Genomic DNA, 24,095 nt, shown 5'->3' on the forward strand with positions numbered 1-24,095 from the left:
CCCCGGAGGTATTGGGATGCAGGGCGATGTCTCGAATTCGAATCCGCCCGAGGTGTTTCCTGACGGGGTGAGGCAGGTGACCTGCCGGGATTGTCTCGCCGAGGCGAGCGCGGGACTCGGTTTCTCCTTCTCCATGGCCTTCCAGCCGATCGTCGATACCCACCGTGGCGAGGTCTACGCCTACGAGGCCCTCGTTCGGGGGCCGGGTGGGGAATCCGCAGGCAGCGTGCTTTCGCGGGTCGACGAGTCGAACCGCTACTACTTCGATCAGGCGGCCCGCGTGACCGCCATTCGGCTGGCCTCGGAATTGGGGATCCAGACGAATCTGAGCATCAACTTCATGCCCAACGCGATCTACAAGCCGCAGTCCTGCATCCGGGCGACCATGGAGGCGGCAAGGATCTACGGCTTCGACCCACGGCGGCTGATCTTCGAGGTCACCGAGGCCGAGAAGATCGCCGACCGGCCGCATCTCCGGCGGATCTTCGACGAGTACCGCGAACAGGGACTGATGCGGGCGATCGACGACTACGGCGAGGGATTCGCCGGGCTCAACCACCTGATCGAGCTCGAGCCGGACCTGGTCAAGATCGACCTGAACCTCGTCCGGGGCGTCGATCGGCACCGCAGTCGCCAGGCGGTGATCCGCTCGACCGCGCTGCTGTGCGAGGAAATGGGCATCCGCCTGATCGCCGAGGGTGTCGAGACCCGCGAGGAATACGAAACCCTCAGGGACATGGGGCTGTCCCTGTTCCAGGGCTACTGGTTTGCCCGCCCCGGCTTCGAAAGCCTTCCGCAACCAACCATGCCGTGACCATCATGCCGAGGGTATGCCATTGACTACCGAGAAACGTGAATCCACCACCATCCGCCTTACCCAGTACAGCCACGGGGCGGGTTGCGGCTGCAAGATCGCCCCTGCGCTGCTCGACGACATGCTCGCCTCGACGCTCACGCCGATCGAGCCCGATGCGCGGCTTATCGTGGGCAACGACTCGCGTGACGATGCCGCCGTGTTCGACCTCGGTGACGGCACGGGCGTGATCAGCACCACGGATTTCTTCATGCCGATCGTCGACGATCCGTTCACCTTCGGACGGATCGCCGCGACCAACGCGATCAGCGATGTCTACGCCATGGGCGGCCAGCCCATGCTCGCGATCGCGATCCTCGGCTGGCCCATCGACCGGCTGGGTCCGGAGGTCGCCGCCGCGGTCATCGACGGCGGTCGTAGCGCCTGCCACGAGGCCGGCATCACCCTCGCCGGCGGGCACTCCATCGATGCCCCGGAACCGATCTTCGGCCTGGCCGTGACCGGCCGGGTCGAACTTGACCAGCTTAAGTGCAACGACCGTGCCCGGGAAGGCGACCTGCTGTTCCTGACCAAGCCGCTGGGGGTGGGAATACTGACCACCGCCCAGAAGAACGGCGTGCTCGACGAGGCGCACGCGCACCTGGCGCCCGAGAGCATGATGCGTCTTAACCGCATCGGCCGTGACCTGGCCGCCATCGAGGCGGTGACCGCCATGACCGACGTCACCGGCTTCGGCCTCGGCGGGCACCTGCTGGAGCTGTGCCGCGGCAGCGATCTTCGCGCGGAGGTCGACGTCGACGCCCTGCCGCTGATCGAGGCGGTGGCCGACTACTTCGCCCGGGGCCAGATGCCCGGAGGGACCGGCCGCAACTACGCGAGCTACGGCCACGATCTCGGCGAACTCAGCGAGCGCGCCCGTGCCGTGGTCTGCGATCCCCAGACCTCGGGCGGGTTGCTGGTGGCCGTACGGCCCGAGGCGGCCGACCGGGTCGCTGCCCTGCTCGAGACCGAGGGGCTGCATTCGCGGCCGATCGGTGCGCTCGCCGCCCACGCCGAGGGTCCGCGCGTGACCTTCCGCGAGCGACGGTGACGATGGCCGGTACGCGTGATCTGCCCCTGGTCACCGACCTGGCCGCGATCTTCCTCGAGGGTCGTCCGCTGATGGACGTGCGCGCTCCGGTGGAATTCGGCCAAGGCGCCTTTCCCGGCACGCACAACCTGCCGCTGCTGACCGACGAGGAACGCCACCAGGTCGGCATCCGCTACAAGGAGGCCGGCCAGGACGCGGCCGTCGAGCTGGGCTACCGGCTGGTCGACGAGGCGGAAAAGGCGCAGCGGATCGCGCAGTGGCAGGCATTCGCCCGGGCGCACCCCGACGGGGCGCTGTACTGCCTTCGCGGCGGGTTGCGCTCGCAGCTGACCCAGCAGATGCTCTTCGAGGCCACCGGCATCGCCTATCCGCGCGTCGCCGGGGGGTACAAGGCCCTGCGGCGGTTCCTGCTCAATACGCTGGAGGAGGTCTCGCCCACCGCGCCGCTGATCATGCTCGGCGGCCGGACCGGCGTGGGCAAGACGCCGTTCCTGTTCCGCTTCGATCGATATATCGATCTCGAAGGCCGCGCCCGCCACAAGGGATCGGCATTCGGGCGGGAGCCCGTGCCGCAGCCGACACCCATCGACTTCGAGAACCAAGTGGCGATCGACCTGCTCCGTCTGCACCATCACGCGCCGGACGCACCGATCCTGGTCGAGGACGAGGGAAAGATGGTCGGCGCCCGCCAGGTGCCGCCGGCGCTGTTCGAGCGCATGGGGCGCTCTCCGCTGGTGGTCATCGAGCGGCCGATCGAGGAGCGCGTCGAGCAGAGCCTGAAGGACTACATCATCGACCTGGAGGCCGGTTACCGGGACGTGCTCGCCGCGGGGAGTGCCGATGCCGAGCCCCACGTGCGAGCGCACATCCTGGGCGCGATCGACCGGGTCGCCAGGCGGCTGGGCGGCGTGCGCCACCGGCGCGTGCGGGGGATGGCCGAATCGGCACTGGATGCCTGGTACCGGCACGGCGACCGCGAAGGCCTGCGCGATCTGATCCGGGTGATGCTGGTCGAGTACTACGACCCGATGTACGACTACCAGTTGCGGCACAAGCGCGACCGGATCCGTTTCACCGGCTCGCCGGACGAGGTCGCCGAGTGGCTGGAGGCGCGGGGCCTGCGCCCACGCTGACCGCCCGGGTCGCAGTCGCCGGGGGCATTCGCTTGCGTCGGGGTGTGTCGGCGCGCCTCACGCGGTAGACTTGGCGCCCGTCGAAATCCAGCAGAACCAGACGATGACCGCACCTCCCGATTCCAAGGCAGGCGACGGCCGGGACGACCTGTTCCGGACGCCGCAACCGCCCGCCGCTTTCCGCTTCGACGAGGCAGTGGCGGCCGTGTTTCCGGACATGATCTCGCGGTCCGTGCCCGGCTACCGTTTCAACCTGGAACTGGTCGCGGCCATTGCCCGCCGCCACGTTCAACCGCACACGCGGGTCTACGACCTGGGCTGTTCGCTGGGCGCCATGACGCTCTCCATCCGCTCGGCGCTGGCCTCGCTTGCCGAACCGCCGGCGGGCGTCGAGATGGTCGGCGTGGACAGCTCCCCGGCCATGATCGAGCGCGCCCGCAGCCAGCTGGCCGCCTTCCAGTCGCCGTACCGCACCGAGCTGGTCTGCGGCGACCTGCAGCAGGCGGCGGTGAAGAACGCCTCGCTGGTGGTGCTGGGCTACACGCTGCAGTTCGTCCCGCTGGAGGAGCGCGCCGCGGTGGTCGGGCGCATCCGGGCCGGGCTGGTGCCCGGGGGGGTGCTGGTGCTGGCCGAGAAGGTCCACGAGCCGGATGCGACAGCCGAGCGGTTGATGACCGAGCTTCACCACGACTTCAAGCGTGCCAACGGCTATTCTGAACTCGAGATCGCCCACAAGCGCCAGGCGCTGGAGAACGTCCTGCGCACGGAGACCGTCGACGACCACGAGTCGCGCCTGCACGGGGCCGGGTTCGATCGTGTCGTCATGCTCTCGCGCCACTACGGGTTCTGCCTGTGGTTGGCACAGGTGGGCGAAAAAACAACGGTGCCGCCTGCAACCGGTCCAGCCACGCCGGCGTCAGCGGAACCCTCCGACGGCTGAGAAGACATATGTCCTGCGGGCGCGCCATCTGCGCCCAGTCGACAGGGAAACGGTTGATGACTGACAACAGCAGAACGATCCAACGTACTTCGTGTCGCCTGGCCGGACGGATGCTCGCGGCATCGGCGCTGTTCCTGGCGGGGGCGGCCATGGGCCAGGCGGGGCCGATCGCCGGGGAGACGGGGTGGTCGGGGCAGATCACCCCGCTGGTGGGCGTGATATCGAGCCGGTCGAACCTGGCGGTCTCCAGCGGCCAGAAGGAGATCGACTCGCTCTACCGCCTGTCATCGCGCGAGTACCGCCCGGTCGGCGGGGCCCTGGGACGGGTCGACTACACCATCACCCCCGGCAGGCTCGCCCTGTACGCGGGCACGCCGCGCACGGCATTCCAGGACGGCGAGATTTCGCTGGAGGCCGGTGCCCGCTATCGTCTGGGAAACGCGGGGGTCTTCAGTGCGGGCGTGATCCCGGCCAGCGTCGCCGGTAACGAGGTGTGGTCGGATCCCTTCCTCGCCGGCGAGCGACGCACCGCGACCGATGCGAGCCGTCGCGGTCTTCACCTGGGGATGGCCGCCATCGGCGGCACCGGGCTGTCGGTGGACTACCACCTGTTCCGCCACGACATCGACGAGGAACGTTCCGGCGAGGCCCTCGGCCTGTCGGCCGCCGATCGCGCCCTGCTCGACCGGGATGCCACCGAGCACCGGTTCGATTTGGCCTATCGCCTGCCGGTCGTGTCAGGGGTGACGCTCACCCCCGGACTGCAGTACCGCCGCATGGATGCCGACGGCGGGGCCAACCGCGGCTGGCTGCTGCGCCCGCAGATGACCGCGCAATGGCAGGTCGACCGGCTGAGCCTCTCCCTGACGGGCTTCTACGGCGTGGACCGCTACGACCTGCGCCAGCCGGTCTACGACGAGTACCGGGACGCCGAGCAGGTGGGCGTGGTCGCGGGCGTTCGCTATTCCGAGCCCTTCGGCTGGTCGAACTGGTCGGTGGATGCCCGGGGTGTCTGGTCCGAGTCCGACTCGGACATCCGCTTCTACGACCAGCAGACGGGCGTGTTCGCCGTCGGTCTGGGTTACCGGTTCTGACGATGGCCACCGGACCCCGGGAACCCGAGGTGCGTCTCGGGGCGGAACGGCTCGCCGCCCGCAATGCCGTGACCCTCCCCCGTTTCGGGCTGCCGCTCGACGAGTGGATCGCCCGTGACTGGCTGGCCATCAACCACGGCGACTGGCCTCGCTGGCTGGCCGCGCTCGGGCGGTTGCCGGAGCGCCCCGCCGATGCCGTCAACCACCTCGACCAGGCGGCGGTTACCGTGACCGCCCCGTCCGGCACGCCAACGGGGCTGGAAGATGTGCTGCGGGCGCTGATTCCCTGGCGCAAGGGGCCCTACGATCTGCTCGGCGTGCGCATCGATACCGAGTGGCGCTCGGATCTGAAATGGGACCGGCTGATCGACCACATCCAGCCACTGGCCGGTCGGCGCGTGCTGGACGTGGGCTGCGGCAACGGCTACCACCTCTGGCGCATGCTCGGTGCCGGTGCGGATGCCGCCCTGGGCATCGACCCCACCTGGGTGTTCGCCGCGCAGTTCCACGCCGTGGCGCAGCTGCTCGACGAGACCCGCGCCGGCATCGTGCCGACCCCGCTGGAGCGCTTTCCCCACCGGCCGGTGTTCGATAGCGTCTTCTCCATGGGCGTGCTCTATCACCGCCGGGATCCCTTTACCCACCTCTCCGAGCTCAAGGCCTGCCTGCGCCCCGGCGGCGAGCTGATCCTGGAGACGCTGGTGGTCGAGGGCGACGAGCGCACGATCCTCACTCCCGAGGACCGTTATGCCGGCATGCGCAACGTCTGGTTCCTGCCCAGCCCGGCGGTGGTCGAGCGCTGGCTCTCGCGGATGGGATTCGTCGAGCCGAGGCTGGTCGACGTGTCGGTGACCACCGAGGCCGAGCAGCACCGCACCGAGTGGTTCGGCGACCGCCAGTCGCTGGTCGACTTCCTCGACCCGCAGGAGCCCTCCCTGACCCGCGAAGGCCTGCCGGCGCCGCGACGGGCGATATTCACCGCCCGTCGCCCGGGCTGATCCCGCCCCGTTCCCGGCCATCAGCCGGAGGTCCAGAACCAGCGGTCCAGGTTCCGGTAGCCGATCGCCTCGCCCAGGGCGGTGGCATCTATCTCGTCTCGCTGGTCGTAGTCGGCGATGCTGCGGGCGAGTTTCAGTATTCGTTCGCGGGCACGGCCCGACAGCCCCAGTTTCTCGATCGCCCGGTTGAGCATCGTCCGCTCGGCGGCAGCGAGCGGCACGTGGTCCGCCACGCCGCGGGCGTCCAGTCGGGCATTGATTCTCCCCTGACGATGCAGCATGCGTTCGCGCGCCGCGATCACGCGGGAGCGTACCGTGGCGCTGTCCTCGCCATCCCGATCCGTCCGGTCCAGGTCCGTGGCCGGAACGCGCGGGACTTCCAGATGGATGTCGATGCGGTCGAGCAGTGGGCCCGAAATCTTTGCCCGGTAGCGCTGAGCGGCGCGCGAGTGGATCTCGGTCCCCTGCGGCGAGGGGTTCATGGCCGCGATCAGCTGGAAGTCGGCGGGAAAGGTGGCCTGTCTCGCGGCCCGCGAGATCATCACTTCCCGGGATTCCATCGGCTCGCGGAGCGCTTCGAGCACGCGTCGGTCGAATTCCGGCAGTTCGTCGAGAAACAGCGTGCCGTGGTGCGCCAGCGAGATTTCTCCCGGCCCCGGTTGTGACCCGCCGCCGATCAGCGCGACGGCCGAGGCCGAATGATGCGGCGCGCGGAACGGGCGACGCCCGAAGCGATCCGGATCGAATCCCCCGGGAGTCACGGCGGCCACCTCGGCCGCGGCCAGGGCCTCCTCTTCGGTCATTGGCGGCAGTATCCCGGCCAGCCGGCGCGCCAGCATGCTCTTGCCTGCCCCTGGCGGACCGACGAGCAACAGGTTGTGGCCGCCCGCCGCGGCGATCGCCAGGGCCCGCTTGGCCCGCGGCTGGCCACGCACGTCGGCCAGATCCCCGTCGGCGGCCGGGTCGATGCCGGACGGCGGCTCGTGTCTCAGTGCCTCGAGTTCCCGTTCCCCGGCCAGGAAGCCGACCAGTTCGGTGAGGTGAGCCACGGTATGGCCCCGCACGCCGGGGATCAGCTGCGCCTCCCGCCGACCTTCCGCGGGCAGCACAAGATCGCGGCCGGCATCCCGGACGGCGCGGGCGGCCGACAGCGCACCCCGGATGGCGCGGACGGAGCCGTCGAGGGACAGTTCTCCCAGGCACTCGATCCGTCCCAGCCGATCACGCGCCGTCGGCGACAACTGGCCGGTGGCGGCGAGGATGGCCACGGCGATGGCCAGGTCGAAGCGGGCGCCTTCCTTGGGCAGGTCCGCGGGGGCGAGGTTGACGGTCAGCCGTCGAGGCGGGAACTCGAAGCCGGAGGAAAGGATGGCGGCGCGCACGCGGTCGCGGCTTTCGCGCACGGCCGTCTCCGGCAGGCCGACCAGGGTGAAGGCCGGCAGGCCGGCGGAGACGTGTGCCTCGACGGTCACCAGCGGCGCGCTGATGCCGAGCAGGGCACGGCTGTGGATCTTGGCGATGGGCATGTCCGTATGCCTCGCAAGGGAATAGTAAACGGGGCGTCGTCCCGGCATGCCGGGCGAGGGGCCGGTCCTCAGCTGGAGAGGTCACCTTCCTCGGGGTAGTGCTTGTGCGGGTGTCGACCCTCGAGTTGCGCTTCCAGGTCGCTTACCCGCTGGTCGAGGGCCTCGAGTTTGGCCCGCGTGCGGGCGAGCACCTGCGTCTGGACGTCGAATTCTTCGCGGGTGACCAGGTCCATGCGGGAAAAGCCGTTGCTCACGGCCTGCCGTACGGTCTTCTCGAACTCATGCTTTCCCTCACGCAGGCTTTCGGGCATGGCCTGCTCGATGCGCTGGGAGATCTCTTCGATCGTGTTGGTGATGGACATCTCGCTACCTCTGCCTGGTGGGCTGCTACGGGTGGTCCGCGTCGACCCGTCCTTCGAACCTCGGGGCCGATCGAAACCTGATTGTTGGGGATACCCGGCGAGGATGCAACTTCAAGGCTGCCTCCGGCCGCGCGGGTGACATGGAGGCGGGGAGTGATCCGGCGGACGCAGCTGCACCAACGTGGAGCAGGTCGGCGGAAACCGGGCCCCGTTTTGGGGCCCGGCGCCGCGGGGTGATTCGAGCGGCGGACCGAGAAGCAATCCAAGTACCTGTAACGCAAGGCAAAATCCAATGTGGCACGACCGATGCAGAAGAGGGACTGAACCCGAATGTTCACCTGATGGAGCAAGACAAATGAAAAAGACCCTCATCGCAACCAGCATCGCCTCCGCCGTCAGCCTGTCGGCCCTCGCCCTGCCCTCCGTGGCCGCGGCCGAGGTCTCGGCCAACGTCGGCGTGGTGTCCAACTACTTCTTCCGTGGCGTCACGCAGACCGACGACAGCGCGGCCGTCCAGGGCGGCCTCGACTACGAGCATGAGTCCGGCTTCTACGCAGGGACCTGGGCGTCCACCGTCGATTTCGGCGATGGCACCAGCTACGAAGCCGACCTGTACGCCGGTTACGGCGGCAGCCTCGGCGATCTCGGCTACGACGTCGGCTACATCTACTACGCCTACCCCGACGGGGACGACCTCGACTTCGGCGAGATCTATGGTTCGTTGAGCTATAGCTACTTCACCGCGGGTCTTGCCTACACGGTCAACTCCCAGGCCTCGGGAGACATCGCCGCCTTCGATACGGGCGACATGTACTACTACGCCGGCGTCGACGTGCCCTTCGGCGATTCCGGCTTCAGTGGCAGCCTGACCTACGGTTACTACTCCTTCGAGAACGACAGCTCGACCAATGAGCTGGATTATGGCCACTGGAGTGCAGGGGTTTCGAAGGACGTGGGAGACTTTGGTTCGTTCGGCCTGAACCTGGAGCTGGCTGATATCGACGAAGAGAACGCTGTCTTTGGCGATGACAATTCCGACGATCTGAAGCTCTGGATCAGCTGGTCCAAGTCCTTCTGATCCCGCCCGAATCACGGACAACCGGGCCGGCCAACGGCCCGTATCCGAGGAGAGAGACATGAAACTGATTACGGCAATCATCAAGCCCTTCAAGCTCGACGACGTGCGCGAGGCACTGGGTACGGTGGGCGTGAAGGGCATCACCATGACCGAGGTCAAGGGTTTCGGGCGGCAGAAGGGTCATACCGAGCTCTACCGGGGCGCCGAGTACGTGGTCGACTTCCTGCCCAAGGTCAAGCTGGAAATGGTCGTCGACGACAATCTCGCCGAGCAGGTGATCGAGGTGGTCACCAACGCGGCCAGTACCGGCAAGATCGGTGACGGCAAGATCTTCGTCTCGCCGATCGAGGAAGCCATTCGCATCCGGACCGGCGAGACCGGTACGGACGCCCTTTAAGCGGAGGAATTCACCGTGGAAACTCAAGTCATCGAACTGGGCTATGCCCTCGATACGTTCTACTTCCTGATCGCCGGTGCCTTCGTCATGTGGATGGCGGCGGGCTTCACCATGCTCGAGGCCGGGCTGGTGCGCACCAAGAGCACCGTCGAGATCTTGACCAAGAACATCGCGCTGTTCTCGATCGCCAGCATCATGTACATGATCGTCGGCTACAACATCATGTACGGCGACGGCGTCTCCAGCCTGATTCCCGGCCTGTCGTTCTTCATCGGCGGCGACAACACGGCGGCAGAGGTCGCCGCGAGTGATGGAGACATCTACTACTCCAACATGGCCGACTTCTTCTTCCAGGTCGTGTTCGTGGCCACCGCCATGTCGATCGTCTCGGGCGTGGTCGCCGAGCGGATGAAGCTGTGGGCCTTCCTCGCCTTCACCGTGGTGCTCACCGCCCTGATCTACCCGATCCAGGGCTACTGGAGCTGGGGCGGCGGTATCCTGAGCGATCTGGGCTACTCCGACTACGCCGGCTCGGGCATCGTCCACTTCACCGGTGCGGTCGCCGCCCTGGCAGGTGTGCTGCTGCTCGGCCCGCGCAAGGGCAAGTTCGGCCCGAACGGCCAGGTCAATGCGCTGCCGGGCGCCAACCTGCCGCTGGCGACACTGGGCACGTTCATCCTGTGGCTGGGCTGGTTCGGCTTCAACGGCGGCTCGGAACTCAAGGTCTCCGACGTCGGCTCGGCCAACGCGGTGGCCCAGGTGTTCACCAACACCAACCTGGCCGCTGCCGGCGGCGTGATCGCGGCGATGATCGCTTCGCGCCTGACCTTCGGCAAGGTGGATCTGACCATGGTGCTCAATGGCGCCCTGGCGGGTCTGGTGGCCATCACCGCCGACCCGGCTTCCCCGTCGGCTCTGCTGGCGACCATCATCGGCGCGATCGGCGGCGTGATCGTGGTCTTCTCCATCGTCGGCTTCGAGAAGATCCGCATCGACGACCCGGTCGGCGCCCTGTCGGTGCACGGCGTGGCCGGTATCTGGGGTGTGCTCGCGGTCCTGCTGTCGAACGACGAGGCGACCCTCGGCGGCCAGCTCGCCGGCCTGGCCCTCATCGGCGGTTTCGTCTTCGTCGCCAGCCTGGTGATCTGGCTGATCCTCAAGGCGGTCATGGGGCTGCGGATCGACGAGGACCAGGAAGAGGAAGGCGTCGACTCGGTCGAGTGCGGCATGGAGGCCTACCCCGAGTTCACCAACAAATAGGGACGAACCGACAGGGAGATGACGGCACAGGGGATGTGCCGAGAAGGATCGAGGCCCGGGCGACAGCCCGGGCCTTTTTCGTGACTTCCGTTCAGTCGGCGTCAGCCGGATCGATCTGCGTGATGGACTGCGCGCCGAGGAAGGCCTCGAATGCCTCCACCTGTTCCTCCGGAACGTTGACCCGGGCGGTGACCCCTTGCCCGTAATCGATCGACAGCAGGGTGGCCCCGTGGCCGTCGGCCCAGTGACGCAGCGGTTGCTCGGCGGCGAAATCGAATCGCAGCCGGTAGGACCGCTGGGGCTGGTGTTCGGTCAGGGGGAGGTTGGCGAGCGCCAGCTGGGTGGCTCCCGAATACGCCCGGACCAGCCCGCCGGCACCGAGTTTCACGCCACCGAAATAGCGGGTTACCACCACGATCACGTCCCCGATGCCCTTGTGCCGGATCACGTTGAGGATGGGCTTGCCCGCGGTGCCGCCGGGCTCGCCCGCATCGCTCATTGCAGCGCTGGCGGCAGTCTCCGGGTTGCCGACGAGATAGGCCCAGCAGTGGTGGCGCGCATCCGGGTAATCGGCCCGAGCCTGCTCGACGAACGCCATGGCTTCGGCGCGGCTGGACACCGCGCCGGCACGTGCGATGAAGCGGCTCTTCCTGACCTCGAGCTCGCGCTCGATCGTTTCGGCGGGAGTGAAGAAGGTGGCGTCTGACATCGCTTGCAACGTGAAGCGCCTGCCGGGGTGGGCAGGCGCGAATGAAACGGCTGGTGTCGCGGTTCAGCGGGCCAGGTTGGAGTCGACGCGATCGCGCACTTCCCTGCCGGCAAGCTGTTCGACCACGGCCAGGGCGAAGTCGATGGCCACGCCCGGGCCACGCCCGGTCACCACGTTGCCGTCGACCACCACCGGCTCGTCGACCACCTCGACCCCGGCGGTTTCCTCGGCCGACAGGGCGCCCGGGAAGTGGGTGATCCGCCGTCCCTTGAGCAGGCCGGCGGTGGCGAGTACCTTGGGCGCCGCGCAGATCGCGGCGATCAGGCGCCTTTCCGCGGACTGCTCCTGCAGGCGGGCGATGAGGCGCTTGTCCGCCGCGAGGTTGTTCGCCCCGGGCTGGCCGCCCGGCAGGATGATTGCGTCGAATACCGGTTCACTGCCCAGCAGGGTGAGGTTGGTGTCGGTGATGACCGTGATGCCGCGCGCCCCGGTGGCCTTGTCCTCGTGCAGGCTGGCAACCGTCAGGTCGATGTCCGCACGACGGAGGATGTCGACGGTCGTGATGGCCTCGAGATCCTCGAATCCCGGGGCCAGGAGGATAAGTGCCTTGCATGCCATGGGGCGTTCCCTCCGGGTTCGGTTGAAGTGTGCCGGCGGTCGTGCTCAGCGAGGCGTATTCTTGCTGACGACCACCATGCCCTTGAGCAGGTTGAGCGACTCGTAGAGCTGGAAGTCACGCAGGACCAGCGGCTCTTTTTCCTCGTCATCGTCTTCGCCTTCGCCTTCCTCGGCCTCACGGATCACGTCCATCATCTCCGAATCGCCATTGCCCAAGTGGCCGCTGAGGCTGGACTCCGAGATCGAGAAGGCCTCCTCGATGCTGCTGACCTTGAGCTGGTGGACGGTCACGTCCGGCTCGATGCCTTCGGCCTGGATCGAGCGGCCGTCGGGCGTGTAGTAACGGGCGGTGGTCAGACGCAGCGCTCCGCCGTCGGACAGCGGCATGATCGACTGCACCGAACCCTTGCCGAAGGTCTTCTCGCCGACGATCAGGGCGCGGCTGCTGTCCTGCAGCGCCCCGGCGACGATCTCGGAGGCGGAGGCCGAGCCGCCATTGACCATCACCACCATCGGTGCCCCGTCGAGCCGGTCGCCCGCACTGGCCTCGAAGCTCATCTTCGCGTCAGCGATGCGACCCTTGGTGTAGACGATCTGCCCTTCCTCGAGGAAGGCGTCGGCCATCTCCACGGAGCCCTCCAGCACCCCGCCGGGGTTGTTGCGCAGATCGAGCACGAGTCCCTTGAGCGCTTCGCCGTCGTTTTCCTCGACCAGCTTGTCGAGCGCTTCGAGCATCTGCTCGACGGTTCGCGACTGGAACTGCGAGACACGGATGTAGCCCATGCCCGGCTCGAGCAGTTCGTGCCGTACCGACTCGGTCTTGATGATGGCCCGGGTGATGGTGAATTCCAGCGGCTTGTCCTCGCCCTCGCGAGCGATAGTCAGCTCGATGTCGGTGTCCGGCTTGCCGCGCATCTTCTTGACGGCCTTCTCGAGATCCAGGTCCTGGGTGAGCTCGCCGTCGATGCGGATGATCTTGTCGCCCGCCTCCAGTCCGGCCTCCTTGGCCGGGGTGTCGTCGATTGGCGCGATGACCGTCAGCACCCCGTCCTTCATGCCCACCTGGATGCCCAGGCCGCCGAACTCTCCGGAGGTGGATTCGCGCAGACTCTTGAACTCTTCGTCGTCCAGGTAGCCCGAGTGCGGATCGAGTTCGGAGATCATGCCCCGGATGGATTTCTCGATCAGTTCCGACTCGCTGATGTCGTCGACGTAGTCAGAGCGGACGCGGTCGAGCACGTCGGAGTACGTGCGCAGCTGGTCGAGCGGGACGTCGACTTCGTCTGCCCCCGGGCGCTCGGCAACCGCGTTGATGGCAATGGCGATGGCAAAACCGAAGAAGGCGGCGATGCCCAGGGTCGAGGCTTTGCGGATCCAGGTGGTCATGATGTTCTCTCTAGACGTGTGCGGCATATCCGGCCCGTCGGCCGTCTGTTCGGACAGCTGGTGCTGTCCGCGTGGGTCCAGGAACCCCACTCGTCGCCAGACGAGCACTCTCCCGATATTCGGGTCGTTTCGACTGATTGCAAGGCCCGGAGCCGGAGCATGTCCGTGACCCGGTCACCGGTCGGCACGGCCTGCCCCGGCCTGTTACAGGTCGGGGCCACGGGTACCCGTTCCCTGAAAGAATAGGGTACCACCGTCGGATTGGCGATCTCCAACGGCGACCCGGATCGGGAAGACCGGCGCCGCCCGGACAGATCAGCCACCGGCGACTTTCCGCCAGGCTGGCCAGCGTCCTGGGTTGACGGGGCGGTTGTTGTGACGCACCTCAACGTACAGGCCGGATTGACCGGCGTCCATGACTCCGGATTCGCAGAGTTGGTCTCCCCGGGCGACGCGATCGCCCTTGCTGACGCCAACAGTCTGACAGTGAGCGTACAGCGAAAGATAGTTGTCGCCATGGCGGAGCATCACGAGCTTGCCCCATCCCTTGAGAGCCCCAGCGTAGACCACCGTTCCCGAATCGACCGCACGGACCGGCTGTCCGCTCTCGGCCCGGAAGGCGATGCCCTCGTGGCGCAGGCGGCCGTTGGGCAATGATTCACCGAAGGCCCGCATCACCTCGCCCTCGACGGGAATGTTCCCCGACGGGGCGGGGGTCTTCTCGCCATCGCTGCCGGCCTTTTCCCGGGCCTTTTCGGCGCGCTCGCGGGCCTCCCTCTCAGCCCTGGCGTCCTTTTCCGCCTGGGCGGCGCGAACCTCGCGGTCGAGTCGTTCCTTGCGTTTCAGCAGAGAGCGGAGGTCGGCCTGCTGCCGGTCGAGCGCCTCGCCGAGGCTGGCGAGCAGTGTCTCCTGCCGGTCGAGGTTCTCCGCGACCTGGCGGTAGTTCGATTCGAGCGCCTCGCCGGCCTCGCGCAGTTTCTCGTCGTTCGCCTGCATTTCCCGGCGATTCTCCTCCAGGGCCGCCTGCTGCCTGACCAGCGATTCGCGTGCCCGCTGGATGGGTTCGATCATGGTCTTGAGATACTGGAGGTCGCGACGGGCCTGCAGGGAATCGCCCTCGGCGAGCAGGGCCTGCAGGGCTCCGCCGCGGGTCAGTGGGTAGGCGGCGTGCAGCCGCGACTCCAGCTCGGCCTGCCGTTCGGCCAGCCCGTCCCTGAGCTCCGCCTCCCGGATGTCCAGCGCTTCCCGCCGTTCCTCGAACTCGGCGCGGCGCTCGTCGAGGTCTCGCGCCTGACTCTCGAGCTCGGCCAGTGCCTCCTCGTGGCGCTCGAGTTCCTTGCGGGCCTTTTCGCGCTCGGCTCGCGTGGTCTCGATCGTCTCGCGCTTGGATTCGATTTCCTCCTCGATCTGCGCCGCCCAGGCGGGCGCCGCCCCCGCCAGGCAGAATCCGGCAGCGGCCGTCCAGAGGATGGCTACGAGAGTCGGCCGTGTGGTGGGCGGGAATGAAAACAAGGCTGTCCCTGGCCGGTGGCGATGCGATGACCCTGGCCGGGAAGATCGCAACAAAATGGACGAAAAGCGGTAGTATACGGAATCAGAAGGAATTTCGCCGAGCGGCGGGCGGCTGTCAGGCTGCCGGTTCGAGCGAGGACCGACGCCTTTTTCATCTACTTGGGTCAAGGCCATGAATCTGGAAACCGAGGAATACCCCGCCACCCGACTGATGGGTCGCTCCGAGGACATCGAGCGCGCTTCCCGCTCGCTCAAGGCCATGTCGCATCCGTTGCGCCTGAAGATCCTGTGCGTGCTCGGCGACGGCGAGCTCAGCGTCCAGCAGATCGTCGAGGCCGTGGGAACCACCCAGAGCAACATCTCGCAGCATCTCGCCATCCTGCGCGACAAGGGAATCCTGGCGTCCCGCAAGGACGCCAACCGTGTCTTCTACCGGGTATCGGATGCCCGCACACTGCGCCTGATCAGCATGATGCAGGAAGTCTTTTGCCCATTAACCTAGCCTATTATAAAATGCTTATATAGCTGTGGAACGCCCGCCTCACGGTGGGCGTTTTGCCACCTGTTTTTCCGCTTACCTGGGGTACTTGCCATGACAACCGACCGCTACGTTCGCATCATCGCCGGCCTGATGATCCTGATCACCCTGGCCCTGGCGCACCTGACCGGCCAGGCCAACCTGGGGCAGCTGTCCTGGCTGTGGCTGACCGCCTTCATCGGCCTGAACCTGTTCCAGAGCGGCATCACCCGTTTCTGCCCGCTGGACTCGATCCTCGCCAAGATGGGCGTGCGTCGCGCCACCTGACGGCCTTCCGCGGCCGCGTATCGCGGCCCTTCCCCGGCGTCCTGCCGATCAGGGCGCCGGCGGCGCCTTGAATTTTTCTGCACACCCCGCCATTGTATGGCGCACTTTCCCGTGCTTATTGAGAAGGCTCCATGGAATCCTTTTTCGACTTCCTCGTGCGTCACTGGGCCCTGTCCCTGGCGGCTCTCGTTCTCATCGTGCTGCTCATCGGCAACGAACTCTCCCGGCGCCTGCAGAAGTTCGAGACGATCGAACCGTCCGACGTCGCCCGCAAGGCCGGCCGTGAGGGCGTGGCACTGATCGACGTGCGCGAGCCCAACGAATGGAAGGAAGGCCACATCAAGGGTGCGCGTCATGTTCCGCTGGGCAAGCTCGAAGGGAAGCTGGGTGAACTCAAGGGGGAGGCCCCGAAGGAGGTGGTCATCTACTGTCGCTCCGGCAACCGCTCGGCCACGGCGGCGAACCTCCTGGTCAAGAACGGCTTCGAGAACGTCAGTCACCTGGGAGGCGGCATCATCGCCTGGGAGTCGCAGAACTACCCCGTCAGCAAGGGCAAGTAGGCGACACGCGTGGAAGGGTCGTCCCGTCAGCCGTCGATCGTCGTCTACCAGAGCCCGCTCTGCCCCTTCTGTCACTTCGCCAAGCGCCTGCTGAAGAAGCGCGGGCTGTCGTTCGACTCGATCAACGTGCAGCTTTCCCAGGCGAAGAAGGAAGAGATGATCCAGCGCAGCAAGCGGCTGACGGTCCCGCAGATATTCATCGGCGAGACACATGTCGGCGGTTACGATGAGCTTGCCGCCCTGGACCGCGAGGACCGCCTGATGCGTCTGGTGGAGGCCGAGGCACGTCGGGCCGAGGGCGACCCTCCTGTCGAGGGGGCGTGACGCGCCTGTCCGTGGCGCTATCATGGGGGTCTGTATCCGGTGAGGGAGAATCCGGCGATGAGCGAATCCAGACACGTGGTCTGCCCCGCCTGCGGGGCCGTCAACCGGGTGCCGGTCGACCGGCTGGGCAGCGGAACCTGCGGGCGCTGCCGACAGCCCCTCTTCCCCGGCCAGCCGGTAATCCTCGACGAGGCCGGTTTCGAGCGGCACGTCGGTCGCAATGACCTCCCGGTGCTGGTCGACTTCTGGGCCGAGTGGTGCGGTCCCTGCAAGATGATGGCGCCCGTGTTCGACCAGTTGGCCCGCGACTACGGCGGGCGGCTGGTCGTGGCCAAGCTGGAGACCGAGCGGGCCCCCGGCGTTTCCACGCGGTTGGGCATTCGCAGCATTCCGACGCTGGTTCTTTTCTCCGGTGGTCGCGAGGTCGACCGCCTTTCCGGCGCGATGCCGGCCGCCCAGCTCAGGCAGTGGCTGGCCGGGCACGGCATCCGCTGAATCCCAACGAACAACGAATAAACGAACAACGAACACAAGGAACGCAGACCATGGCAGAGGGTGAACAGAACGCGGCCGGCAACGGCCAGGACGAACAGCAGTTCTTCGTGCAGAAGATCTATCTCAAGGACCTGTCCTTCGAGTCGCCGCAGGCGCCGGACATCTTCACGCGCAACGACTGGACGCCCGAGGTCAACGTGCAGGTCGGCAACAACGCCACCCGCCTCGCCGACACCGCCTTCGAGACGGAACTCACCATCACGGTCACCGCCACGCACGAGGAAAAGACCATCTACCTCGCCGAGGTGCAGTACGCCGGCGTGTTCACCATCAAGGGCTTCGACGATGCCACGCGTCGCCAGCTGCTCGGCGCCTACTGCCCCACCCTGATGTTCCCGTACATCCGCGAGACGGTCAGTGATCTGGTGATGAAGGGCGGCTTCCCGCAGATGGTCCTCCAGCCGATCAACTTCGACGCCCTCTACCAGCAGCACATGCAGGAACAGGCGGCGCAGGCCGAAGGCGCCGAAACGCGCCCCCAGTAGGCACGTTCGAGCAGCCGTCCGATGACCCAGACGGGACACAAGCGGATCGCGGTCCTCGGCGCCGGCTCCTGGGGAACGGCGCTGGCCGCCCTGCTGGCGGCGAACGGCGCCGAGGTGCGCCTCTGGGCGCGTGACTGCGACCAGGCCGCCGGTATCGACGCCGATCACCAGAACGCCCGCTACCTCCCCGGCGTGACCCTTCCCGTGGGCCTGCGCGCGACCTGTGACCTGTCGTGGGCCGTCGAGGGGGCCGAGCAGGTCTGGCTGGTCCTGCCGACCAAGATCCTGGGCGGCTTCCTCGCCGAGCACGCTTCCGAACTGCCGCGCTCGGCGATCTTCGTCAGTGCCTCGAAGGGGTTCGAGCCGGGGTCTGGCGCCCGCATCGACGAGCTGGTCGAGCGGGCGCTGGGCGATGTCGCCTTCGCGGTGGTCTCCGGTCCGACCTTCGCCATCGAGGTGGCGCACGGCAAGCCGGCGGCCATCGCGGTGGGCAGTCGGGACGCGGCCGTGGCCGAATCCGTGGCCGCCGCCCTGCGCAACGACCACATCCGCTGCTATCCCAACGACGACGTCATCGGCATCGAGCTTGCCGGCGGGCTGAAGAACGTGCTGGCCATCGCCGCCGGCGTGTCCGACGGTCTCGGTTTCGGCGCCAACACCCGGGCGGCACTGATCACCCGTGGTCTGGCGGAGATCATGCGCCTGGGCGAGGCCATGGGCGCGCGGCCGGAGACCTTCTTCGGCCTAGCCGGTCTGGGCGACCTGGTGCTCACCTGCACCGACGATCATTCCCGCAATCGCCAGTTCGGCCTGCGGCTCGCCCGCGGCGAGTCCAAGGACGAGGCCGTCGCCGCGATCGGCCAGGCCGTGGAAGGCATCGGCGCCGCCCGCGAGGGCCATCGCCTCGCGCAGGACCGCGGCCTGGACATGCCGATCACCGAGGCCGTCTACCGCGTCCTGTTCGAGGACCTGCCGGCCCGTCAGGCGGTCACCGAACTGCTCTCGCGCGAGCCGCGCTCCCGCGAGTCGTGATTCCCGGCGCGTCTCAGTCGCCGACCGGGACGATCTCCCGGATCTCCGCCCGGTGCTCCTGCACCACGAAACGCACGTCGATGTCCTCGATGCGCATGCCGTAGACCCGATCCGGATCGTCGTGAAAGGCCGGCCGGGGGTCCTGTGCCAGGCTTTGCTCGATCAGGGCGACCGTGTCCGAATCGAGTCGCTCGAGCCAGGGCTCGGCGGCCCCCCAGACCACCGCGAGCCGCTCCGGCGGTGCGCTCGCCCAGCCACCCCGGCTGTCGGGCGGGCAATCTGCGTAGGGCACATGCGGCTTGACGTCCAGTACCGGCGTGCCGTCGAGCAGGTCGAGCCCGCCAAGATGCAGCCGCACCCGCCCGTCGCTCTCGGTCACGTCCAGCAGGCGCACCACCGACAGGCCGATCGGGTTGGGACGCACCGGCGCGCGCGAGGCGAACACCCCCACCCGCCGGTTGCCGCCCAGCCGCGGCGGGCGAACGGCGGAACTGTCACCGGGCCGCATCCGGCGCTTGGCGTGGAACACCCAGACGAGCCAGAGGTGCGAGAAGGTCTCGATGCCCTGCCAGGCGACGGGCTGCTGCCACTCGGGCGTGGGGACCAACAGGCCCGTGGCGGCGGGCACTACTCCCGACTGGCGGGGGATGCCGAAGCCCTCGCGGTACGGGCTCTCGATGTGGCCGACCGGCCGCAGGGTCCATTCCTCGCTCATCGTCTCTCTCCGCTGCCCAGGAAGCCCAGCTGCCGCCAGGCCTCGAACAGTGCCACCGCGGCGGCGTTGGCCAGGTTGAGGCTGCGTGATCCGGGCGCCATCGGCAGGTAGAGGCGCTGATCGTCAGGCACGGAGTCCAGCACCTCCTCGGGCAGGCCGCGGGTCTCGGGGCCGAAGACCAGCACGTCGTCGCCCCGGTATGCGACCTGGTCGTAGCGGCGGGTGCCGCGGGTGGAGAACGCCAGCAGGCGGCGACCGGCCAGCGCGGCGCGGGCGGCCTCCAGGTCGCGGTGACGGTGCACGCAGGCCAGTTGGTGATAGTCGAGCCCGGCGCGTCGCACGGCCCGCTCTTCCAGGGAAAAACCCAGGGGCTCGACCAGATGCAGGCTCGACCCGGTGTTCGCGCACAGGCGGATGAGGTTGCCCGTGTTGGGAGGGATCTCGGGTTCGAACAGCATGATCGACGGCATTTTGGCATTATAGGGCCAACGCCGACGGGGACGAGTTGGCTCCCCGCCAACGAGACACGCATGAAGAGGTGAAGGCATGAAGGTACTGGTTATCGGTGGGGGCGGGCGAGAGCACGCCCTGGCGTGGAAGATCGCCCAGTCGCCGCGGGTCGAGACGGTCTTCGTCGGTCCCGGCAATCCCGGCACGGCTGCCGAGGCCAAGTGCCGCAACGTCCCGATCGCCGCCACCGACGTCGCCGAGCTGGTGGCCTTTGCCGCCGACAACGGCGTGGATCTGACGGTCGTCGGCCCCGAGGCCCCGCTGGTCGAGGGCGTGGTGGACACCTTCCGCGACGCCGGTCTCGCCATTTTCGGCCCGACCCAGAAGGCCGCGCAACTGGAGGGCTCCAAGGCCTTCGCCAAGGACTTCATGGAGCGCCACGGCATCCCGACCGCCAAGTATCGCGTGTTCGACACCGCCGCCCCGGCGATCGACTTCGTCCACGAGCACGGCGCGCCGGTGGTGGTGAAGGCCGACGGGCTGGCCGCCGGCAAGGGGGTGATCGTCGCCCAGACCATCGAGGAGGCCGAGGCCGCCATCCGCGACATCTTCGCCGGCCAGTTCGGTGCCGCCGGCGCCCGCGTGGTGGTCGAATCCTTTCTCGAGGGCGAGGAGGCGAGCTTCATCGTCATGGTCGACGGCGAGCACGTCCTGCCGATGGCCTCCAGCCAGGACCACAAGGCCCGCGACGAGGGCGACCGCGGCCCCAACACCGGCGGCATGGGCGCCTACTCGCCCGCGCCGGTCCTGGATGACGCGATGATCGAGAAAGTGATGGAGCAGGTGGTCGAGCCGACCGTAAACGGCATGGCCCTCGACGGCCTGCCCTACACCGGCTTTCTCTACGCCGGCCTGATGATTGGCGCGGACGGCGAGCCGCAGGTGCTGGAGTTCAACTGCCGCTTCGGCGACCCGGAAACCCAGCCGGTGCTGATGCGCCTGGAAAGCGATCTGGTCGATCTGCTCGAGGCCGGCGTCAACGGCACGCTCGACCAGGTCACCGCCGAGTGGACTCCGCAGGCCGCCGTGGGCGTGGTCCTCGCCTCCGCCGGCTACCCGGAAAGCGCGTCGAAGGGAGATGTGATCACCGGTCTGGACGCATTGCCCGAGGGCGTGAAGGCCTTCCACGCCGGCACCGTCGAGCGGGACGGCAATATCGCTACCAACGGTGGGCGGGTACTCTGCATCACCGCCCTGGGCGAAACGGTCGAGGCGGCGCAACGGGCCGCCTATGCCGGGGTCGATCGGGTCCACTTCGAGGGCGGCTTCTGCCGCCGGGACATCGGCTGGCGGGCGATCGGCCGCGACTGAGTACTCGGTGCGAACAAGCACTGGCGATCGGGCAGAAAGCTGCTTTACTCCGTGGCCCTGCCCTCGTCACGGTGACCCCATCATGCCCCGTCTTCTCGCCATCCTTGCCTCCCTGTTTTTCGTCGGCGGTGCCAACGCCTCGGACCTGTCGCCGGGCGATGCCGCCCCGGCCTTCGCCCTGCCCGACCAGGACGGCGAGACCCACCGGCTCGCCGACTATCGCGGCCAGTGGCTGGTGCTGTACTTCTATCCCAAGGACGACACGCCCGGCTGCACCACCGAGGCCTGCAGCTTCCGCGACAACATCAACCGCCTGATCTCGCAGGACGCGGCCGTGCTGGGCGTGAGCATGGACAGCGTGGAGAGCCATGCGGCGTTCGCCCGCGAGCACGAGCTGCCCTTCCCGCTGCTCGCCGACCCCGAGGGCGAGGTCGTCGAGCGATACGGGGCGTTGAGCGATTTCATGGTCGTGAAGTTCGCCAAGCGCCAGACCTTCATCATCGATCCCGAAGGCAACATCGCGACGATCTACCGCAAGGTAGACCCCGACGAGCACGTGAAGGACGTGCTCGACGATCTCGAGGCCCTGCGCGGCGAGGACTGAATCGTCAGTCGACGCGGAACTGCGCGTGACAGGTCATGCACTGGTTCATGGCCTCGGCGGTCATGGCGGTGATGTCCTCGAGCGGATCGGTCTCGGCGCGGATGGCGATCTCCTCGAAGGTCATGTGCATCGGCCCGCCGATCGCCTTGAACTCGGGCGGGGTCTTGTCGCGAATGGAGGCGGGCGTGCCGCGCGCCATGCGGTTGCCCGAGACCTGCGCCGCCTCGGCGATGGCCTCGCGATCCTCCTCGCTGATCCCGCGCAGGATGCCCTGAACGCTGCCGAGCATCATGCGCATGTCGGCGAGGAAGGTGGCTTTCTCCTCGGGCGTGAAGCCGAGGTCGATTCGTGAATCGGCCGGGCCGTCGGCCATGACACCGGATGACAGGGGTGGAGTGAACACGACGATCCCCGCGAGCAGTATGTGGCGGGTGGTCTTCCAAAAGCTGGATCGATCCATGGTTGGGACTCCTTGGCGGCGGGTGAGAATGCCTGCGCGCCGCCCTTGTTTATGTTCGTCGTGATTACTTGGGAAGAAACAGCGTCATCCCGCCATCGAATTTCACGTCATCGATGTGGCCGGCCGCCTCTCCGTCCGCCGACACCATGTGGATGTGAATGGCGTTCTTGACATCCTTGTCCTTGATAGCAGGCGAATAGGTGCCGATGAACTGACCGTGGTGTTTTTCAGAGTAGAAGCCGACGATGGTCACTTTTTCCTCTTCCAACTCGTAGAATTCCTTGGATCTGGCGAACAACTTGCGTCTCATTGGCCTTCCATCGGTGCGATTGACGTTGATGTGCCACTTCACGTACGCGGGCTTGCCCTTGAGCAGGAAAGGAAACGGGGTCGAGCTGGTATCGACGCCGGCTGCCGTTGCGCGATCCCGAACGAAGCGTTGCAGATCCAGGTAACTTTCGACCTCGGCGGGTACCGCTACTTCATTCCATTCCTTGTTCTTCGTCCAGGCACCGAATATCGCCTTGCCGTCCCCGCTGTGTTCCATGATGAACTTGTCATCACGTACCCGGGTGACGTAGGGCTGGCTTTCGGCAATCGTGATTTCGCCGTCAAGGTGATTGCATGCCCCCACTCCGAAGGTGGCATTGTCCCCTGACATCTCGGCAATCGGCAGGTCTCCCTCGGTCTTGCCGGACTGCGCGATAGCTGCCTGTGATCCGTAATATTCCACCAGGCCGTCTTTCTGGACGTGGAGGTGTTCCTCTGCGACCGCGCCACCAGCCAACAGAATTGCGCCCAGTGCCAGGTAATGCATCTTCATGTCGTGTTTTCCTTTGTAACAATGGGTTTGCTCATGTGGCAGTAGTCATTCCGCGATGACCGCCCGGTAGCCGGCATGACCATCGTGTGGAGTGGCGCCGATGACGGATGTCGCCAGCGTGATGCCGGGAGACAATCCGAGGAATCGATAGGGGCGTATCCAGGATCTCCACGTGCCTCGGGCACCGCCAAGGTTAGGCCCCGGGGCGCAAGTTGCATATGATCTGGATCATTCGGTGAGGCGCAAGGAGGGTCCGGGCAGATGATCGACTGGCAGCGATTGAGCGACGACCACCCGGTTCTCGCGGGTGTGCCCGCGAGCCTGCGCGAGCAGGCCGTCGACCGACGCGTCGTGGCCGGCGAACGGCTTGCCCGTCAGGGGGAGGCGCCGGCGGCGATGTTCTTCGTGCTGGCGGGTGAGGTGCGCCTGTTGCGCCGCTCGCCGGCCGGCAGGGAAACGATCATGCAGCGGGTGCAGGGGGGATTCGTGGCCGAGGCGAGCCTGGATGCGACCTGTTACCACTGCGACTTGGTCGCCGGGGTGGCCGGGCGCGTGCTGGCGTTTCCCCGTCGGGCATTCGACGCGGCGCTGGCGGAAGATGCCCGGTTCAACCGGGCATGGATCGCGCATCTGTCGCGTGAATTGCGGCAGGCACGAGCCCGCAACGAGCGCCTGGCCTGCCCGACCGCGGCCGAACGGATCCGACACGCCATCGAGACGGAGGGCGACGGCAGCGGACTGGTCCTCGATCAGACCCGCAAGGAATGGGCCGCCGAGCTCGGGCTGACCCACGAGGCGCTCTACCGTGCCCTGCGCCGGCTGCGCGAGGCGGGCACGATCCGTGAGGATGGCCGGCGGATCGAATGGCTGGCCGACTGAGCGAGTGCCGCCATGAAAAACCCGGCCACTGGCCGGGTTGTTCGTATCGGTGCAGAGCGGCGGGTTCAGCCGCGGCGCATCGAGTCGTAGAACTCGTTGTTGGTCTTGGTCTGCT

Annotated in this window: 29 protein-coding genes; 19 read left to right on the forward strand and 10 right to left on the reverse strand. The window is 67.2% G+C overall.

The window, feature by feature from the left end:
* Window positions 1-76: 76 nt before the first annotated feature.
* The 6 genes from ACLFMY_RS00175 to cmoB all read left to right on the forward strand — a co-directional run bounded on the left by ACLFMY_RS00175 (window position 77) and on the right by cmoB (window position 6,069).
* The gene (locus tag ACLFMY_RS00175) at window positions 77-814 is read left to right on the forward strand and encodes an EAL domain-containing protein (RefSeq protein WP_410762487.1); all 738 of its coding nucleotides are present in this window, start codon (window positions 77-79) and stop codon (window positions 812-814) included.
* A 52-nt stretch (window positions 815-866) separates the two neighbouring features.
* On the forward strand, window positions 867-1,904 hold the full coding sequence (gene selD / locus ACLFMY_RS00180) for a selenide, water dikinase SelD (RefSeq protein ID WP_410762515.1): 1,038 nt from the start codon (window positions 867-869) through the stop codon (window positions 1,902-1,904).
* Window positions 1,905-1,906: 2 nt separating this feature from the next.
* Complete coding sequence (mnmH, locus tag ACLFMY_RS00185; protein WP_410762488.1) at window positions 1,907-3,037, forward strand: tRNA 2-selenouridine(34) synthase MnmH; 1,131 nt, start codon at window positions 1,907-1,909, stop codon at window positions 3,035-3,037.
* Between the two features lie 103 nt (window positions 3,038-3,140).
* Entirely contained in the window at window positions 3,141-3,977 is an 837-nt protein-coding gene (cmoA, locus tag ACLFMY_RS00190; protein WP_410762489.1) for a carboxy-S-adenosyl-L-methionine synthase CmoA, read from the forward strand.
* Between the two features lie 56 nt (window positions 3,978-4,033).
* The gene (locus ACLFMY_RS00195) at window positions 4,034-5,071 is read left to right on the forward strand and encodes a DUF2860 family protein (RefSeq protein ID WP_410762490.1); all 1,038 of its coding nucleotides are present in this window, start codon (window positions 4,034-4,036) and stop codon (window positions 5,069-5,071) included.
* Between the two features lie 2 nt (window positions 5,072-5,073).
* Window positions 5,074-6,069, forward strand: a complete 996-nt coding sequence (cmoB, locus tag ACLFMY_RS00200; RefSeq protein ID WP_410762491.1) for a tRNA 5-methoxyuridine(34)/uridine 5-oxyacetic acid(34) synthase CmoB — start codon at window positions 5,074-5,076, stop codon at window positions 6,067-6,069.
* A gap of 20 nt (window positions 6,070-6,089) precedes the next feature.
* Here cmoB and ACLFMY_RS00205 read toward each other — a convergent pair whose 3' ends face one another.
* Complete coding sequence (locus ACLFMY_RS00205) at window positions 6,090-7,595, reverse strand: YifB family Mg chelatase-like AAA ATPase (protein ID WP_410762492.1); 1,506 nt, start codon at window positions 7,593-7,595, stop codon at window positions 6,090-6,092.
* 68 nt (window positions 7,596-7,663) lie between these two features.
* Window positions 7,664-7,957, reverse strand: a complete 294-nt coding sequence (gene ubiK, locus ACLFMY_RS00210) for a ubiquinone biosynthesis accessory factor UbiK (protein WP_410762493.1) — start codon at window positions 7,955-7,957, stop codon at window positions 7,664-7,666.
* Window positions 7,958-8,312: 355 nt separating this feature from the next.
* Here ubiK and ACLFMY_RS00215 point away from each other — a divergent pair, with 355 nt between their 5' ends.
* Genes ACLFMY_RS00215 through ACLFMY_RS00225 form a run of 3 tightly spaced genes read left to right on the forward strand, consistent with a single transcriptional unit; the run spans window position 8,313 to window position 10,692 of the window.
* Complete coding sequence (locus tag ACLFMY_RS00215; RefSeq protein WP_410762494.1) at window positions 8,313-9,035, forward strand: TorF family putative porin; 723 nt, start codon at window positions 8,313-8,315, stop codon at window positions 9,033-9,035.
* Window positions 9,036-9,093: 58 nt separating this feature from the next.
* Complete coding sequence (locus ACLFMY_RS00220) at window positions 9,094-9,432, forward strand: P-II family nitrogen regulator (RefSeq protein WP_410762495.1); 339 nt, start codon at window positions 9,094-9,096, stop codon at window positions 9,430-9,432.
* A gap of 15 nt (window positions 9,433-9,447) precedes the next feature.
* Complete coding sequence (locus ACLFMY_RS00225; RefSeq protein WP_410762496.1) at window positions 9,448-10,692, forward strand: ammonium transporter; 1,245 nt, start codon at window positions 9,448-9,450, stop codon at window positions 10,690-10,692.
* 91 nt (window positions 10,693-10,783) lie between these two features.
* Here the strand turns inward: ACLFMY_RS00225 and ACLFMY_RS00230 are convergent, their stop codons facing one another.
* The 4 genes from ACLFMY_RS00230 to ACLFMY_RS00245 all read right to left on the reverse strand — a co-directional run bounded on the left by ACLFMY_RS00230 (window position 10,784) and on the right by ACLFMY_RS00245 (window position 14,917).
* Complete coding sequence (locus ACLFMY_RS00230; RefSeq protein ID WP_410762497.1) at window positions 10,784-11,401, reverse strand: YigZ family protein; 618 nt, start codon at window positions 11,399-11,401, stop codon at window positions 10,784-10,786.
* A gap of 63 nt (window positions 11,402-11,464) precedes the next feature.
* Window positions 11,465-12,019 carry a DJ-1 family glyoxalase III gene (locus ACLFMY_RS00235; protein ID WP_410762498.1) on the reverse strand — a complete coding sequence of 185 codons (555 nt, stop codon included), beginning with the start codon at window positions 12,017-12,019 and terminating at the stop codon, window positions 11,465-11,467.
* Window positions 12,020-12,064: 45 nt separating this feature from the next.
* A complete protein-coding gene (locus ACLFMY_RS00240; RefSeq protein WP_410762499.1) occupies window positions 12,065-13,405 on the reverse strand; it encodes a S41 family peptidase in 1,341 nt (446 codons plus the stop codon).
* Window positions 13,406-13,720: 315 nt separating this feature from the next.
* Complete coding sequence (locus ACLFMY_RS00245) at window positions 13,721-14,917, reverse strand: murein hydrolase activator EnvC family protein (protein WP_410762500.1); 1,197 nt, start codon at window positions 14,915-14,917, stop codon at window positions 13,721-13,723.
* A 172-nt stretch (window positions 14,918-15,089) separates the two neighbouring features.
* Here ACLFMY_RS00245 and ACLFMY_RS00250 point away from each other — a divergent pair, with 172 nt between their 5' ends.
* The 7 genes from ACLFMY_RS00250 (at window position 15,090) to ACLFMY_RS00280 (ending at window position 18,678) form a co-directional block, all read left to right on the forward strand.
* On the forward strand, window positions 15,090-15,419 hold the full coding sequence (locus ACLFMY_RS00250; RefSeq protein WP_410762501.1) for an ArsR/SmtB family transcription factor: 330 nt from the start codon (window positions 15,090-15,092) through the stop codon (window positions 15,417-15,419).
* Window positions 15,420-15,509: 90 nt separating this feature from the next.
* Complete coding sequence (locus ACLFMY_RS00255; RefSeq protein WP_410762502.1) at window positions 15,510-15,722, forward strand: DUF2892 domain-containing protein; 213 nt, start codon at window positions 15,510-15,512, stop codon at window positions 15,720-15,722.
* A gap of 131 nt (window positions 15,723-15,853) precedes the next feature.
* Window positions 15,854-16,282 carry a rhodanese-like domain-containing protein gene (locus ACLFMY_RS00260; protein WP_410762503.1) on the forward strand — a complete coding sequence of 143 codons (429 nt, stop codon included), beginning with the start codon at window positions 15,854-15,856 and terminating at the stop codon, window positions 16,280-16,282.
* Between the two features lie 9 nt (window positions 16,283-16,291).
* On the forward strand, window positions 16,292-16,606 hold the full coding sequence (gene grxC / locus ACLFMY_RS00265) for a glutaredoxin 3 (protein ID WP_410762504.1): 315 nt from the start codon (window positions 16,292-16,294) through the stop codon (window positions 16,604-16,606).
* A 57-nt stretch (window positions 16,607-16,663) separates the two neighbouring features.
* A complete protein-coding gene (gene trxC, locus ACLFMY_RS00270) occupies window positions 16,664-17,101 on the forward strand; it encodes a thioredoxin TrxC (RefSeq protein ID WP_410762505.1) in 438 nt (145 codons plus the stop codon).
* 50 nt (window positions 17,102-17,151) lie between these two features.
* Complete coding sequence (gene secB / locus ACLFMY_RS00275) at window positions 17,152-17,646, forward strand: protein-export chaperone SecB (protein WP_410762506.1); 495 nt, start codon at window positions 17,152-17,154, stop codon at window positions 17,644-17,646.
* Between the two features lie 21 nt (window positions 17,647-17,667).
* Complete coding sequence (locus ACLFMY_RS00280) at window positions 17,668-18,678, forward strand: NAD(P)H-dependent glycerol-3-phosphate dehydrogenase (protein ID WP_410762507.1); 1,011 nt, start codon at window positions 17,668-17,670, stop codon at window positions 18,676-18,678.
* 13 nt (window positions 18,679-18,691) lie between these two features.
* On the opposite strand, the gene tsaA is transcribed toward ACLFMY_RS00280, so the two are convergent.
* A complete protein-coding gene (gene tsaA, locus ACLFMY_RS00285; protein WP_410762508.1) occupies window positions 18,692-19,393 on the reverse strand; it encodes a tRNA (N6-threonylcarbamoyladenosine(37)-N6)-methyltransferase TrmO in 702 nt (233 codons plus the stop codon).
* Window positions 19,390-19,863 (reverse strand): tRNA (cytidine(34)-2'-O)-methyltransferase, encoded by a 474-nt coding sequence (locus ACLFMY_RS00290; protein ID WP_410762509.1) that lies wholly within the window; start codon window positions 19,861-19,863, stop codon window positions 19,390-19,392. Before ACLFMY_RS00290 ends, tsaA begins: the two co-directional genes overlap by 4 nt.
* A 76-nt stretch (window positions 19,864-19,939) precedes the next feature.
* Here ACLFMY_RS00290 and purD point away from each other — a divergent pair, with 76 nt between their 5' ends.
* Window positions 19,940-21,214, forward strand: a complete 1,275-nt coding sequence (gene purD, locus ACLFMY_RS00295; RefSeq protein WP_410762510.1) for a phosphoribosylamine--glycine ligase — start codon at window positions 19,940-19,942, stop codon at window positions 21,212-21,214.
* Between the two features lie 82 nt (window positions 21,215-21,296).
* The gene (locus ACLFMY_RS00300) at window positions 21,297-21,818 is read left to right on the forward strand and encodes a peroxiredoxin (protein WP_410762511.1); all 522 of its coding nucleotides are present in this window, start codon (window positions 21,297-21,299) and stop codon (window positions 21,816-21,818) included.
* Window positions 21,819-21,822: 4 nt separating this feature from the next.
* Here the strand turns inward: ACLFMY_RS00300 and ACLFMY_RS00305 are convergent, their stop codons facing one another.
* Together ACLFMY_RS00305 and ACLFMY_RS00310 are read right to left on the reverse strand one after the other, a co-directional pair.
* On the reverse strand, window positions 21,823-22,278 hold the full coding sequence (locus ACLFMY_RS00305) for a hypothetical protein (protein ID WP_410762512.1): 456 nt from the start codon (window positions 22,276-22,278) through the stop codon (window positions 21,823-21,825).
* A 64-nt stretch (window positions 22,279-22,342) separates the two neighbouring features.
* The gene (locus tag ACLFMY_RS00310) at window positions 22,343-23,101 is read right to left on the reverse strand and encodes an acetolactate decarboxylase (protein WP_410762513.1); all 759 of its coding nucleotides are present in this window, start codon (window positions 23,099-23,101) and stop codon (window positions 22,343-22,345) included.
* A gap of 261 nt (window positions 23,102-23,362) precedes the next feature.
* Here ACLFMY_RS00310 and ACLFMY_RS00315 point away from each other — a divergent pair, with 261 nt between their 5' ends.
* Complete coding sequence (locus ACLFMY_RS00315; protein WP_410762514.1) at window positions 23,363-23,980, forward strand: Crp/Fnr family transcriptional regulator; 618 nt, start codon at window positions 23,363-23,365, stop codon at window positions 23,978-23,980.
* Window positions 23,981-24,095 lie beyond the last annotated feature (115 nt).

Source organism: Guyparkeria sp. (genome assembly GCF_046545975.1).
Lineage (GTDB): Bacteria > Pseudomonadota > Gammaproteobacteria > Halothiobacillales > Halothiobacillaceae > Guyparkeria.